Source organism: Amycolatopsis sp. NPDC049691, assembly GCF_040675005.1.
GTDB lineage: Bacteria > Actinomycetota > Actinomycetes > Mycobacteriales > Pseudonocardiaceae > Amycolatopsis.
The window spans coordinates 134885-148199 of sequence record NZ_JBFANX010000016.1 but is presented as its reverse complement, the minus strand read 5'-3'; the positions used below and the strand labels follow the sequence as shown (position 1 = coordinate 148199).

Genomic DNA, 13315 nt, shown 5'->3' with positions numbered 1-13315 from the left:
CGGCAGGGGGAACCGGTTGTCCCGCGAACGGAGCAATCTCAAAGGGACGGGACCTGGACGCTCACGGCCGTGCCCTCGCCAGGGGTGCTCTCCACCGACAGCGTGCCCGCGACCCGCTGGACGCGCCGGCGCATGACCTCCAGGCCGAAGCCGGTGCCGTCGCCGCGGTCGCCCGGCCGGAAGCCCACGCCGTCGTCGACGACGTCGAGCAGGACCACCTCGTCCGAATAGGACAGTGTCACCCCGATCCGGGACGCCCGAGCGTGCTTCTCCGCGTTCGCCAGCGCCTCCTGGGCGACGCGGTAGAGCGTCACCTCCAGCTCGGGCAGCAGGGGCCGGGTCTCGCCGGTCGTCTCGACGCGGACCGCTACACCTGACGTCTCGGCGACGCGGCCGGCCAGCTCGGAAAGCGCTTCCGGCAGCTGGGCCGCGTCCAGGGGTTCCGGCCGCAGCGCCTGGACCGCGCGGCGCGCTTCGCCGAGGCTGTCGCGGGCCAGCTCGCGCACGAGTGCCAGCCGCCGGTCGCGATCGGGGCCGTCGGCCGCCCGCAGCTGCGTGACGATCCCGGTCAGGCCCTGGGCGAGCGTGTCGTGGATTTCGCGGGCCAGCCGCTGCCGCTCGTCGAGCACGCCCGCTTCCCGCGCCCGCGCCACCAGCTGCGCGTGCAGGCTCGCGTTCTCCGCCAGCGCGGCTTCCAGCCGGACGTTCGCCTTCCGCCGCTGCTCGCTCTCCGCCCCGACGAACCACGCCGCGTACAGCAGCGGCCCGGCCATCGACAGCACGAGCACCCACGTCGGGCTGGGGGAGTCCGAGTTCGCGGCCAGCAGCGGCAGCGTCGCCGTCGCGGCCACCGCGAAGAACCCCCACCGCGCCGGGAAGAGCACGAAGGCGAGCGGATAGCCGAAGGACGCGAAGCCCATGAAGGTGTCGTCGCGCGCCACCAGCAGTGTCGCCGCCGCGAGCACCCCGGCGTAGTAGCCCGCGGCGAGCCACGGGTGCGTCCGCCGGTGCGGGAACAGCGGGACCAGCACCGGGACCCACAGCGCCGTCACCACGACCACGACCAGCGTGGCGCCCCGGACCCCGTGGCCCCAGACCACGCACGCGGCGAGCGCGGCCAGGCCGACCCCGGTGAAGACCGGGCCCGCCAGCCGCTCGCCTCGGGCGTCCAGCGCGCCCGGAACCACGCCCATCACGGGCCGATTCTCGCAGGCTCAGCGCCGGCGGCGGGCTCCCGCGAGCATCGCGATCACCAGCGGCAGCGCGACCGAGAAGATCAGCAGCCTGCCGCGGGACAGGACGAGCACCACGATCGCCAGGACGATCGCGATCGGGACCGCGCCGCGCTGCAGGAAGGTCACCAGCGGGCTGTCGCCGGACAGCACCGGCACCTGGGGCGCGGTGGCCCCGTTGAGCAGGGCGCTCGGGCGCGGCGAAGGCAGGTCGTCGAACAGCGGGACCAGTTCGCTGACCCGCTTGGCCGCGGTGACCTTCGCGGAGCGGGTGCCGTACTCGTCGATGTCGAGGCGCCCGCTGCGGACGTGCTCTTCGAGGACGTCCAGGGCGTCCTGGCGTTCGGCGTCGCTCAACCGCATGTCGCTCACGGCGGGCTCAGCGGTCCAGGCCGCGCCGGTGGTCGCGGTAGGAGTCGCGCAGCTCGCGCCGGCGCTCCCGGTCGCGCAGGTGCCGCTCATGGCGATCGTGGTGGCCGCCGCCGTGCCCCCACATCGCCCGGCCGAAGATGCTCAGCCCGATCGGGACGAGGATCAGCGTGCCGTGCACGACGCCGGTCGCGATCAGGGCGATGGTCGCGATCCAGATCAGCGGCAGGAAGGCGGCGACGAACCGCTGTCCACCGTTCCAGCCGGCCGGCCGGCTCGGCGGCCGTGGGGCCGGGGCGGCTTCCGGGGGCGGCGCGACGGCCTGGGGGACGTCCTCGTACTGGGGGTGCGGCGCGGGCAGGTCCGCGAAGATGTCGACCAGCTCGCCGCGCGTCTTGGCCGCGGTGATCCGCGCCGAGCGCTCGCCGTACTCGTCGATGTCGATCCGCCCCGCGCTCATGTGCTCACCGAGCGCGGCCAGCGCGGACTCGCGGTTCTGGTCGCTGATCCGCAGCTGCGGAGACGGGACTTCGGTCACGTAGTCGATGGTAGGCCGCCCCGGGGGCGGCCCACCACGACATCTGTAACGAACTGTCCTACTTGATCTCGAGAAGCTGTGTGCCCTGCGTCACGGCGGCGCCGACCTCGACCGAAAGGCCGGTGACCGTGCCCGCTTTGTGTGCGGTGACCGGGTTCTCCATCTTCATCGCCTCGAGGACGACGATCAGTTCGCCGGCTTCGACGCTCTGGCCCTCTTCGACGGCGACCTTGACGATGGTGCCCTGCATCGGCGCGGTGACGGCGTCGCCGCTCACCGCGGCCTTGCCGCCGCCGGCGCGCTTGCGCGGCTTCGCCTTGACGGCGGTGCCGCCCCCGCCGCCGCCTTCGAGCGCGAACCCGCCCGGCAGCGACACCTCGAGCCGGCGCCCGCCGACCTCGACGACGACGTTCTGCCGCGGCGACTCCTCGGGCGTCTCGACGTCCGGAGCGACGAACGGCTCGATCTTGTTGTCGAACTCCGTCTCGATCCAGCGGGTGTGCACGCTGAAGCCGTTCTCGTCGCCGATGAACGCGGGGTCGTTCACGATCACGCGGTCGAACGGCAGGACCGTGGCCATGCCCTCGACGACCATCTCGTCCAGCGCCCGGCGGCTGCGCTCCAGCGCGTTGTTCCGGTCCGACCCGGTGACGATCAGCTTGGCCAGCATCGAGTCGAACTGGCCGCCGATGACGCTGCCGGACTCGACGCCGGAGTCGACGCGCACGCCCGGCCCGCTCGGCGCGACGAACTTCGTCACCGTGCCCGGGGCGGGCAGGAAGCCGCGGCCGGCGTCCTCGCCGTTGATGCGGAACTCGATCGAGTGACCGCGCGGCTCGGGGTCTTCGGTGATCCGCAGCTTCTCGCCGCGCGCGATGCGGAACATCTCGCGCACCAGGTCGAGCCCGGTCGTCTCCTCCGACACGGGGTGCTCGACCTGCAGCCGCGTGTTGACCTCGAGGAAGGAGATCGTGCCGTCGGTGGCGACGAGGTACTCGACGGTGCCGGCGCCGTAGTAGCCGGCTTCCTTGCAGATCGCCTTCGCCGACTCGTGGATGCGCTTGCGCTGCTCGTCGCTCAGGAACGGCGCGGGCGCCTCTTCGACGAGCTTCTGGTGGCGGCGCTGCAGGGAGCAGTCGCGGGTGCCGACGACGATCGCGTTGCCGTGCATGTCGGCCAGCACCTGCGCCTCGACGTGGCGCGGCTTGTCCAGGTAGCGCTCGACGAAGCACTCGCCGCGGCCGAAGGCGGCGACGGCCTCGCGGGTGGCCGATTCGAACAGCTCGGGGATCTCTTCGCGGGTCCGCGCGACCTTCAGGCCGCGGCCACCGCCGCCGAACGCGGCCTTGATGGCCACCGGCAGGCCGTGCTCGTCGGCGAACGCGACGATCTCCTGGGCGTCCTTGACCGGTTCCTTCGTGCCCGGCACCAGCGGCGCGCCGGCGCGCATCGCGATGTGGCGGGCGGTGACCTTGTCGCCGAGGTCGCGGATGGCCTGCGGGCTCGGCCCGATCCAGGTCAGCCCGGCGTCGAGGACGGCCTGGGCGAAGTCCGCGTTCTCGGAGAGGAAGCCGTAGCCCGGGTGCACCGAGTCGGCGCCCGACCGCTTCGCGGCGTCGAGGAGCTTGTCGAAGTTCAGGTAGCTCTCGGCGGCCGTCGTGCCGCCGAGCGCGAAGGCTTCGTCGGCCAGGCGCACGTGCGGTGCGTCGCGGTCCGGGTCGGCGTACACCGCGACGCTGGCCAGCCCCGCGTCCTTGGCGGCTCTGATCACGCGTACCGCGATCTCGCCCCGGTTGGCGACCAGGATCTTGGTCACCGGACCACCGGTCGATTCGCCGACCTGCTCGGCCACCCCGCACCTCCTGCGTCCCGACAGCTGCATTGCTGACCGCTTTCGCGGTACGGGGAAGTCTACGGATATGGAGTCGGGAGTCCCTTGAGTGAGAGCTGAACCACGCTCAGACGTGGTGGCGCAGCTCCTCGGGCAGCGGCGAGTCCAGCACGATGACGTCGTACGGGTTCGCCGCGTGCACCTTCGGCAGGTGCTCGGTGTTCACCAGCACCCACGGCTGGTGCTCGCCGCAGCAGTCGATCAGCCGGTCCAGCGCGGTGAACGCGACCAGGGCGGTGCGGCCGTCGGGCGTGCGGCGCAGCTCGATCGACGCGCCTTCGGTCTCGGCGCTGGCCGGCCCGGTCGGCAGGTACAAGGCGGGCGGGAGGTTCGGGTTGGTCACCCGGACAACATAGACGGACACGCTGTGTCAACCCGACTTGCCCTGGTGGGGCGCCCGGCCGGGGGATTTCGGCCACACCCCGCCGGGGCGCCGCCCACACACAGTCGCGAAGCGGCTTACGCTCTGTCTCATGCGGACTTCGGCAGCGCGGACGCCTCGGTCGGCGCTGCTCACCGCGGTGCTGGCGGCGGTGGTGACGCTCGGCGCGATCGGCGCGGTGTTCCTGCTGCGGCCGCGGCCGGAGGCGCCGTCCGGCGCGGCCGAGCCCGCGGCGGCGCCGGTGACCGCGGTGGTGACGTGTGGCGGCGGCCCGTGCCGCCAGCTCGCGGCGGTGACGGTCGGCGGGACGCCGGTCGTGCTGCTCGCCGACGCGGGGGGCGGGTCGGCGCGGGTGCGCGTCGGGGCCGAGCCGGGGACGGTGTTCGAGTTGTCGATCGCCCAGCTGGGCGTGCGGCTGGACCAGAACTCGCTGCGCTGCATCGACGGCGCGGCGCCGACGTGCCTGGTCCGCGGCGACGTCGGCGACGAGGGCAAGGCGGCCTACGGCGAGCTGCTGGTGGCGAGCGGCGGAGTGTGGCGCGCGCCGGGCAAGCCGTACTTCGCGGACGCGGGGACGTTGTCCCTCTACGACGTCACGGCCGACGGCCGGCCCGACGTGATCGTGGTCCGCCACGACTGCCGCGGCGCGGACTCGGGAACGGCCAAGTGCGACGCGGCCCCGGTGCTGGGCCAGGTGTACGACGTGTCGGGCAGGTCGCTCGGCTGCACCCGCCGGTACACCGCGCCCTCGGACCTGCGCGGTTGGCCCGACATCCGCCTGACGCGCGCCGACCTCCGTAGCTGCCCCAGCTCCTGAGAGCGCGTGGGTCAGGCGGGGGCGGGTTCCGTGTGGCGGGCGGCCGAGCCGTCGTCCGTCGTGAGGGGGCGGTCGGTCGGCGCGTTCAGGACCTCGTCGTCGAGCAGGCCCTCGCTGCGTGCCACGATCGTCGGGACCACGATCTGGCCCGCGACGTTCGTCGCCGTGCGCATCATGTCCATGATCGGGTTGACCGAGTAGATCAGCGCCAGGCCGAGCGCCACCTGCTTGGCGTCGAGGCCGATGAACGACGTCGTCAGCGTGAACGCCGTCAGCCAGCCGGTCGTGCCCGCCGTCGCCAGCGCGCCGACCACCGCGACCACCACGATGCCGACGTACTGCCAGAAGTTCAGCGACACCCCGGCCAGGTTCGCGACGAAGATCGCCGCGATCGCCGGGAAGACCGCCGCGCAGCCGTCCATCTTCGTCGCGCTGCCGAGCGGGGTCGCGAACGCCGCGTACGCGGGCTGGACGCCGAGGTTCACCGCGGACTGGCGGGTCAGCGGCAGCGTCGCGGCCGAAGACTGCGAGGCGAACGCGAACTGGATCGCCGTGCCGGCCTTCGCGAAGAACTTCAGCGGGCTGACCTTCGCCACGAACCGCAGCAGGATCGGGTAGACGACGAACAGCACGAGCAGGCAGCCGACGTACACCGCGAGCGTCGTCGAGAACAGCGGGCGGAACAGCGCGTCGCCGTAGTTGGAGACGGCCGCGCCGATCAGGCCGATGATGCCGATCGGGGCCAGCCGGACGATCCAGCCGAGGTAGCGCTGGATGATCTCGAACACGCTCGTCGTGAAGTCCACGAACGGCTTCGCCTTGTCACCCAGGCTGTACGCCGCCGCGCCGATCACCAGCGCGAGGAACAGCACCTGCAGCGTTTCCCCGTCGGTGAACGCTTTCAGGAAGTTCTCGGGCAGCAGGCCGTTGATGAACGCGTCCCACGAACCCCAGTGGTCGACGCTCTTCGCGGCCTTGTCGGCGTTCTTGGCGGTCGCCGTGACGCCGCCGAGCCCACCGGAGCCGGGGTTGAAGATCCGCCCGATGGCGATGCCGATCAGCGACGCGATGAACGACGTGATCGCGAACCACAGGACCGTCTTGCCGCCGAGGCGCGCGGCGGTGCGGCCGCCGCCGAGCTTCCGCAGGCTGTTGATGCCGACCACGATCGCCGTGAAGACCAGCGGGATCACCGCGATCTGCAGCAGCGTGGTGAAGATGGTGCCGATCTGGTCGAGGAGATCGGTCAGCCAGCCGGCCCCGGTCTGCCGCGCGAGGACACCCAGCAGGGCGCCGACGACGAGGGAGCCGAGGACCGCGGCCGCGAACACCCGCGGCTTGGTGTATGTCCGTACGAAAGACACGGGGCTACTCCGGTGCTCGAAAATTTCCTGTCTTGCCTCGTCGGGAGAACGTTAGGCAAGGCGGGACTCTTCCGGATCAGCCGTTCGTGTGGCGCCCTTCTCAGGATGCGGAACGTCGCCAGAGATCCACGACACTCACGCCGACCTCGGCGAGCAGCCGGCGCGTCAGCGGGAGGCTCAGGCCGATGACGCTCGTGTGGCCGCCCTCGAGCCCGTCGACGAACCAGCCGCCCAGGCCGTCGATCGTGAAGCCGCCGGCGACGTGCAGCGGCTCGCCGGTGGCGACGTAGGCGTCGATCTCCTCGGGGCTCGGCGTGCCGAACCGCACGGTGGTCGATTCCCAGCCGCTGGTCTCCTTCGCGCGCGTCCCGCCGTCGAGCCGGACGACCGCGTGTCCGGTGAGCAGTTCACCGGATGACCCCGCCATCGCGGCCCAGCGCCGCCGCGCGGTGTCCGGATCGGCCGGTTTGCCGACCATCCGCCCGCCGATGTGCAGCATCGAGTCGCAGGCGACGACGACGGCGTCCGGGTGGACCGCGGCGACCTGGTCGATGACCGCTTCGGCCTTGGCCGCGGCGAGGGCGGCGACCAGCTCCGAGGGCGACGGGTCGGTCAGCGACGCGGCGACGGCGTCCTCGTCGACGCCGGAGACGAACACGGCCGGATCGAGGCCGCCGGCACGCAGCAGGGCGAGGCGGGCGGGGGACTGGGAGGCGAGGACGAACTGCACAGGCCGAACGTACCCGGGTGCTCGTCGTGACCGAATTGTGACCGGCGCCACTTCGCAACGGAGTTAGTTTGTTGTGGCTCGCAACATATGGGTCGATTGATCGTTTCCGGAGGGAACAATGCCGCTCCTCCGCGCCAAGAGATCACTGCGCGCTACTGTTTTCGCTGCTCTCCTGCTGTCCGGCACCGCGCTGGCGCCGACGGCTTCCGCGGCCACCACGCCGCTGTACAAGAATCCGTACGCCCCCGTGTCCGCGCGCGTCCAGGACCTGATGGCGCGGATGACGCTCGACGACAAGATCGGGCAGATGACCGAGGCCGAGCGCCAGGCCGCGACGCCCGCCCAGTCCGCGACCGCCCGGCTCGGCTCCATCCTCTCCGGCGGCGGTTCGACGCCGACGCCGAACACGCCGGCCGGCTGGGCCGACATGATCGACGCCTACCAGCGGGCGGCGACGTCGACCGGCCTCGGGATCCCGATCGTCTACGGCGCCGACACCGTGCACGGCCACAACAACGTCTACGGCGCGACGGTCTTCCCGCACAACATCGGCCTCGGCGCGGCGAACGACCCCCGGCTGGTCGAGAAGATCGGCGCCGTCACCGCGGACGAAGCCGCCGCCACCGGTGTGAAGTGGGGCTTCGCGCCGTGCCTGTGCGTCGCGCGTGACGACCGCTGGGGCCGCACGTACGAGTCCTTCGGCGAGATCCCGCGCAACGCCGTGGCGAACTCCGTGATCATCGAGGGCATGCAGGGCCGCACGCTGGCGGACCGGACGTCGATCATGGCGACGGCCAAGCACTTCATCGGCGACGGCGGCACGACCGGCGGCGTCGACCAGGGCAACACGCAGATCAGCCTCGACGAGCTGCGGCGCATCCACCTCCCGCCGTTCCGGGCCGCGGTCGACCACGGCGTCGGTTCGGTGATGATCAGCTTCAACAGCTGGAACGGCGTCAAGGACCACGGCAACAAGTTCCTGATCACCGACCTGCTGAAGGGCGAGCTGCACTTCACGGGTTACGTGATTTCGGACTGGGACGGCATCAACCAGATCGACGGCCAGCCCGGGTTCACCGCGGCCGAGGTCAGCCAGGCCGTCAACGCCGGCATCGACATGGTGATGGTGCCCTACGACTACCAGAAGTTCATCGACACCCTGCGCGCGGAAGTCCAAAACGGACACGTCCCGATGTCGCGCATCGACGACGCCAACCGGCGGATCCTCACGAAGAAGTTCCAGCTGGGCCTGTTCGAGCACCCGTACACCGACCGCTCGCTGCAGAAGGACTTCGGCAGCGCGGCCCACCGCGCGGTGGCGCGGCAGGCGGTGCGCGAGTCGCAGGTGCTGCTGAAGAACTCCCACGGCGTGCTGCCGCTGGCGAAGAAGAACAACAAGATCTTCGTGGCCGGGAAGAACGCGAACGACATGGGCAACCAGGCGGGCGGCTGGACGCTGACCTGGCAGGGCCAGAGCGGCGAACGCGTCATCCCCGGCACGACGATCCTCGACGGCATCCGCTCGGGTGCCGGGAAGGGCACGGAGGTGACCTATGACCGTGCGGGTGACGGAATCGACGCCAGTTTCAAGGTCGCAGTCGCCGTGGTGGGCGAAACGCCGTACGCCGAAGGGCAGGGAGACCGGCCGGGCGGACTCGGCCTCGACGCCGAAGACGTCGCCCTCATCGGCAAGCTGAAGGCTTCGGGCGTCCCGCTGGTCGTGGTGACGGTTTCCGGGCGGCCCTTGGACGTTTCGGGTGTGCTGCCGTCGATCGACGGGCTCGTGGCGGCTTGGCTGCCGGGTTCGGAGGGCGCCGGCGTCGCGGACGTGCTGTACGGCGACTACAACCCGACCGGGAAGCTGAGCTTCACCTGGCCGAAGAGTTCGTCGCAGGAACCGATCAACGTCGGGGACGGGCAGCAGGCGCTGTTCCCGTACGGGTACGGGCTGTCCTATCGACGGCACTAGATAGAGCCACCGCTCCCGCGGTCCGTGCGAGCCTCCGGTACCCGACACCCGGAGGCTCGCACGGTTTTCAGGCCGCGGCGGCCTCGGGAGCCGGGGCCGCGGTCTCCCAGCGCGGCTTGACGCGGCGCAGCACGGCGGCCGAAAGCACACCCAGCAGCAGCACCGCCATCGGCAGCAGCATCGTCACGCGGGCCGCGTCGGTCAGTCCACTGTGGACCGCGTCGGACGCGAGACGGCCGGCCTGCGCGGCGATCTCGGCCGGCAGACCAGGGATCGGGGCGGGGCCGCCGGCCGATCCGAACTCACCCGTGCTCGCCGCCGCGTGGGCGATCCCCTCGGCGAACGGTGCCCGGTACTGCTCCGGCAGCTGCGAAGCCGCCTTCGCCGCTTCGTCCGTGATCGACGAACTCACCTGGGCCTGCAGCAGCACGCCGATCGCCGCGGAGCCGAGCACGCCGCCGACCTGGCGGGACGTGTTGAAGATGCCGGACGCCGTCCCGGCCAGCCGGGGCTCCACCGAGCCCATTGTCATGTTGCTCATCGGCGAGAAGATGCAGCCGATCCCCAGGCCGCACACCAGCAGCGCCGGGACGAAGCTCCACGGGCTGCTGTCCGGCGACGCCTGCAGCGCGATGATCCCCAGCCCGGCCGCCAGCGCCGTCAGGCCGAACATCACCAGGTACTTGCCGTTCACCTTGTCCGACAGGTTCCCGACGAACGGTGCCACGATCCCCGACAGCAGCGACATCGGCGCGGTCAGCAGGCCCGCCATCGTCGGGGTGAGCCCGAGCACCGACTGGATGTAGATCACCAGCGGCAGGAACATGCCGGTCATCGCGAAGCCGACCGTCGTCGCCGTCAGCGTGCCCGCCGAGAAGTTGCGGTTCGCGAACACCTGCAGTGGCAGCAGCGGCTCGCGCTTGTTGTACCGCTGCCACACCAGGAACGCGATCAGCAGCAGCACGCCGGCGCCGATGATCTCGAACACCGTGACCCCGCCGAACACCGTGCCCCAGTCGTACTGCTGGCCGTTCTGGACGCCGAACACGATGCACAGCAGCGCCGCGCTGGAGAGGAAGATGCCCAGCAGGTCGAACGAGTGCGAGTGCTTCGGCTGCCAGTCCGGCACCAGGACCAGCGTCATGGCGATGGCGATGACGCCGATCGGCACGTTGACGTAGAAGATCCACTCCCAGCCGAAGTGGTCGACGAGCACGCCGCCCAGCAGCGGGCCGGTGATCGTCGCCAGGCCGGCGACGCCGCCCCACATCCCCATCGCCGGGCCGCGCTTGGCCGGCGGGAACAGGTGCGTGATGAACGCCAGCGTCTGCGGCGTCATCAGCGCGGCACCGAGCCCCTGCACCGCGCGCGCCGCGATGAGCATCTCGACGTTGCCGGACAGGCCGCACCACAGCGACGCGCCGGTGAACACGACCAGCCCGGCGAGGAACACCCGCTTCGGGCCGAAGCGGTCGCCGAGCCTGCTGGTGAACAGCATCGGCACGGCGTAGGTGAGCAGGTAGACGCTGATCACCCAGACGACGGAGTTCAGCCCGGCGTTCAGCTCGCGCAGCATGGTCGGGATCGCGATCGACACGATCGTCGTGTCGAGCAGGATCATGAAGAAGCCGAGGCACAGCGCGCCGAGCGCCGCCCACGGGTTAGCTTGTCTTGCGTTCATCGTCGTCTTCCCCGGTGATGAGCTTCAGGATGGGTTCGTGGTGGTTGTCCTGGAACGGGATCCGCCCGGAGCGCAGGTCGTCGAGCAGCCGCTCGGTCCACGCGAGCTCGAACTTCCGCTGGTCGCACTGGTAGCGCCAGTCGAGCCAGTAGATCTCCGGCGTCGCGTCCGCGGCGAGGCGGTCGAGCACGGCCTGGTCGGCGGCCACGCCGGCGCGCAGCCGCGTGACCCGGTGTTCGAGTTCGAGGATCGAGGTCTCCTTGCCGAGCTCGTCGATGATGGCGAGCCCGGACAGGTAGGCGGGGTACTCCTTCGTGAGGTCGCCCAGGAGCTCGCGGCCGCGCTGGTTGAACTCGTCCAGGCCGGCCTGGGTCATGCCGTAGACGGTCCGTTCGGGCCGCCTGCCGTCGCGCTGCGTGTCGACCACTTCGATGAAGCCGTTGCGCTGCAGGCGTTCCACGGTGTGGTAGAGCGAGCCCGCCTTCACGTTCACTCGCGTGTCGACATACCGCTCGCGCATCAGTGAGGCCATCTCGTACGGGTGCATCGGCTTCTCGTGGAGCAGCTCCAGCACGGCGAGGCCGAGCGGGGTCAGCTTGGCCGAGGCCATGATCGTTAGTCCCTTCGGATGACTCCAGGTCGTTTATTCCACATGGACTATACGGCGCAGACTGGCCGGCGGTCCACGGCCAATCCCGTGACGGCCCGTACACAGCGCGGAGGCCCCCATGATCCGTCATGGGAGCCTCCGCGGCTTCTCTCGGAACGGCCAGTCGGCGTTCTTCCCCGCCTCGAGCAGGGGTCACCGCGGCGCCGGGGCGAAACCGAATGTCCGGCCGGCCGCCGACGGCCAGGTTTTAGTTCGTTCCAAGAACTATGTATAGTAAGTTCGTAGCACGAACTACCACTGGGAGGAATCATGGCGCACTTCGGCATCGGCGTCTCGACCGCGGTCGCCGCCGTCCCCGCCACCCTCGACCTGGCCGTCCAGGTCGATCGCGCGGGCCTCGACCTGCTCACCGTCTCCGACCACCCCTACCACGCCGACCGGCTCGACGCGTACGCCGAGATCGGCGTCCTCCTCGGGCGCACCCAGCGGATCTCCGGCCTGGTCAGCGTCACCAACCTGCCGACGCGCCCGGCGCCGATGCTCGCGCGCACCATCACGAGCCTGTCCGCGCTCACCGGCGGCCGGATCGTCCTCGGCATGGGCGTCGGCGGCCTCTGGGACGACATCGCGCGGCTCGGGTTCCCCAAGCTGACCCCCGGCCAGGCCGTCCGCGCCTTCGAAGAGGGCATCCGGCTCGTCAAGATGCTCGGCGGGGGCGGCGGACCGGTGACCTTCGACGGCGAGTTCTACCAGGTCACGGGCCTGGAGCCCGCCGCGGAAGCGATGCCGCCGGTGTGGACCGGGTCGGTCGGGCCGAAGTCCCTCGCCGTCACCGGGCGGGTCGCCGACGGGTGGATGCCCGGCCACGCCGCCGACTGGCTCAGCGAGCGCTTCCGCACCTCGCGCCCGCTGATCGACAAGGCCGCCGTCGACGCCGGGCGCGACCCCGCGGACATCGCCACCGTCTACAACTTCCCCGGCCGCATCACCGCGGCGCCGCTGCCGAAGACGCGCACCGAGGACGGCCGCTGGATCGGCGGCTCGCCGGACCAGTGGATCGAGGAGCTGACCGGCGCGGTGCTGGAGCACGCCGCCGCCGGGTTCGTCCTCTTCGGCCCCGGCGGCAGCACGCCCGACGCGGTGTCCGCCGCGCGCTGGGCCGAGGAGATCGTGCCTGCCGTGCGGGAAGCCGTCGCGAAGTAGGCTGGCGCGATGGGGAAACACGGGGAGGACCTCGGTGTGGTGGCCGGGCTCGTCCGGGCGTCGTTCCTGGTGAACGCCGTCTACGCCGAGTCGGCCCGCGAGTACGGGCTGACCGTGCAGCAGGGGCAGCTGCTGTGCGTGCTGATGGGGCGGCCGTACGGCATGGGCGACCTCGGTGCGACGCTCGGCCTCGAGAAGTCCAGCTTGACGGGGCTGGTCGACCGCGCGGTCCGGCGCGGGCTCGTTCGCCGCGAGCCCGACCCGGACGACCGCCGCGCGGTCCAGGTCGTGTTGACGGAGGAGGGACGCCAACTGGCGGAGGAGTTCTACGCGGCGACGTGCCGGCGCGTCGACGACCTGGCGGCCGGACTGCCCACATCGGACCGCGACCGGCTCGCGGCGCTGCTGGGGCGGGTGGTGCGGGACAACGAGGTGCCGACTGTTTTCCTCGACGTCATCTGATCCCGACTTTCGTCGGGCCGCCGCCGGGTGACAGTGGGAGCGCCAGGTTTCCCTGCCGTCGAGGAGC

Annotated in this window: 13 protein-coding genes; 4 read left to right on the top strand and 9 right to left on the bottom strand. The window is 71.2% G+C overall.

The window, feature by feature from the left end; genetic code table 11:
- Nucleotides 1-38 precede the first annotated feature (38 nt).
- The 5 genes from AB0J40_RS31890 to AB0J40_RS31870 form a co-directional block, all read right to left on the bottom strand.
- Nucleotides 39-1193 carry a sensor histidine kinase gene (locus tag AB0J40_RS31890; RefSeq protein ID WP_364460518.1) on the bottom strand — a complete coding sequence of 385 codons (1155 nt, stop codon included), beginning with the start codon at nucleotides 1191-1193 and terminating at the stop codon, nucleotides 39-41.
- A gap of 21 nt (nucleotides 1194-1214) precedes the next feature.
- A complete protein-coding gene (locus AB0J40_RS31885; protein ID WP_364460278.1) occupies nucleotides 1215-1604 on the bottom strand; it encodes a DUF1707 domain-containing protein in 390 nt (129 codons plus the stop codon).
- Between the two features lie 7 nt (nucleotides 1605-1611).
- Nucleotides 1612-2139: a DUF1707 domain-containing protein gene (locus tag AB0J40_RS31880; RefSeq protein ID WP_364460275.1), complete on the bottom strand. Its 528-nt coding sequence runs from the start codon at nucleotides 2137-2139 to the stop codon at nucleotides 1612-1614.
- A 58-nt stretch (nucleotides 2140-2197) separates the two neighbouring features.
- Nucleotides 2198-3991 (bottom strand): acetyl/propionyl/methylcrotonyl-CoA carboxylase subunit alpha, encoded by a 1794-nt coding sequence (locus AB0J40_RS31875; RefSeq protein ID WP_364460272.1) that lies wholly within the window; start codon nucleotides 3989-3991, stop codon nucleotides 2198-2200.
- Between the two features lie 106 nt (nucleotides 3992-4097).
- A complete protein-coding gene (locus tag AB0J40_RS31870) occupies nucleotides 4098-4373 on the bottom strand; it encodes an SAV_915 family protein (RefSeq protein ID WP_364460269.1) in 276 nt (91 codons plus the stop codon).
- Nucleotides 4374-4503: 130 nt separating this feature from the next.
- Between AB0J40_RS31870 and AB0J40_RS31865 the strand changes: the two genes are divergently transcribed.
- Nucleotides 4504-5229, top strand: a complete 726-nt coding sequence (locus AB0J40_RS31865) for a hypothetical protein (RefSeq protein WP_364460266.1) — start codon at nucleotides 4504-4506, stop codon at nucleotides 5227-5229.
- 11 nt (nucleotides 5230-5240) lie between these two features.
- On the opposite strand, the gene AB0J40_RS31860 is transcribed toward AB0J40_RS31865, so the two are convergent.
- Together AB0J40_RS31860 and AB0J40_RS31855 are read right to left on the bottom strand one after the other, a co-directional pair.
- Complete coding sequence (locus AB0J40_RS31860) at nucleotides 5241-6593, bottom strand: dicarboxylate/amino acid:cation symporter (RefSeq protein WP_364460263.1); 1353 nt, start codon at nucleotides 6591-6593, stop codon at nucleotides 5241-5243.
- 100 nt (nucleotides 6594-6693) lie between these two features.
- Complete coding sequence (locus tag AB0J40_RS31855; RefSeq protein WP_364460261.1) at nucleotides 6694-7323, bottom strand: Maf family protein; 630 nt, start codon at nucleotides 7321-7323, stop codon at nucleotides 6694-6696.
- A 118-nt stretch (nucleotides 7324-7441) separates the two neighbouring features.
- On the opposite strand from AB0J40_RS31855, the gene AB0J40_RS31850 reads away from it, so the two are divergent.
- Nucleotides 7442-9292, top strand: a complete 1851-nt coding sequence (locus tag AB0J40_RS31850) for a glycoside hydrolase family 3 N-terminal domain-containing protein (protein WP_364460258.1) — start codon at nucleotides 7442-7444, stop codon at nucleotides 9290-9292.
- A 67-nt stretch (nucleotides 9293-9359) separates the two neighbouring features.
- On the opposite strand, the gene AB0J40_RS31845 is transcribed toward AB0J40_RS31850, so the two are convergent.
- Nucleotides 9360-10973: a DHA2 family efflux MFS transporter permease subunit gene (locus AB0J40_RS31845; RefSeq protein ID WP_364460255.1), complete on the bottom strand. Its 1614-nt coding sequence runs from the start codon at nucleotides 10971-10973 to the stop codon at nucleotides 9360-9362.
- On the bottom strand, nucleotides 10954-11583 hold the full coding sequence (locus tag AB0J40_RS31840; protein WP_364460252.1) for a PadR family transcriptional regulator: 630 nt from the start codon (nucleotides 11581-11583) through the stop codon (nucleotides 10954-10956). The genes AB0J40_RS31845 and AB0J40_RS31840 overlap by 20 nt, the downstream gene beginning before the upstream one ends.
- Before the next feature lie 309 nt (nucleotides 11584-11892).
- Here AB0J40_RS31840 and AB0J40_RS31835 point away from each other — a divergent pair, with 309 nt between their 5' ends.
- Entirely contained in the window at nucleotides 11893-12786 is an 894-nt protein-coding gene (locus AB0J40_RS31835; protein ID WP_364460249.1) for an LLM class flavin-dependent oxidoreductase, read from the top strand.
- Nucleotides 12787-12795: 9 nt separating this feature from the next.
- Nucleotides 12796-13248 (top strand): MarR family transcriptional regulator, encoded by a 453-nt coding sequence (locus AB0J40_RS31830; protein WP_364460246.1) that lies wholly within the window; start codon nucleotides 12796-12798, stop codon nucleotides 13246-13248.
- Nucleotides 13249-13315 lie beyond the last annotated feature (67 nt).

Bases quoted from the DNA above. Each gene is read 5' to 3' on its own strand.
- AB0J40_RS31840 (WP_364460252.1), bottom strand. From the start codon at position 11,583: ATGGCCTCGGCCAAGCTGACCCCGCTCGGCCTCGCCGTGCTGGAGCTG.
- AB0J40_RS31845 (WP_364460255.1), bottom strand. From the start codon at position 10,973: ATGAACGCAAGACAAGCTAACCCGTGGGCGGCGCTCGGCGCGCTGTGC.
- AB0J40_RS31890 (WP_364460518.1), bottom strand. From the start codon at position 1,193: ATGGGCGTGGTTCCGGGCGCGCTGGACGCCCGAGGCGAGCGGCTGGCG.
- AB0J40_RS31865 (WP_364460266.1), top strand. From the start codon at position 4,504: ATGCGGACTTCGGCAGCGCGGACGCCTCGGTCGGCGCTGCTCACCGCG.
- AB0J40_RS31830 (WP_364460246.1), top strand. From the start codon at position 12,796: ATGGGGAAACACGGGGAGGACCTCGGTGTGGTGGCCGGGCTCGTCCGG.
- AB0J40_RS31850 (WP_364460258.1), top strand. From the start codon at position 7,442: ATGCCGCTCCTCCGCGCCAAGAGATCACTGCGCGCTACTGTTTTCGCT.
- AB0J40_RS31835 (WP_364460249.1), top strand. From the start codon at position 11,893: ATGGCGCACTTCGGCATCGGCGTCTCGACCGCGGTCGCCGCCGTCCCC.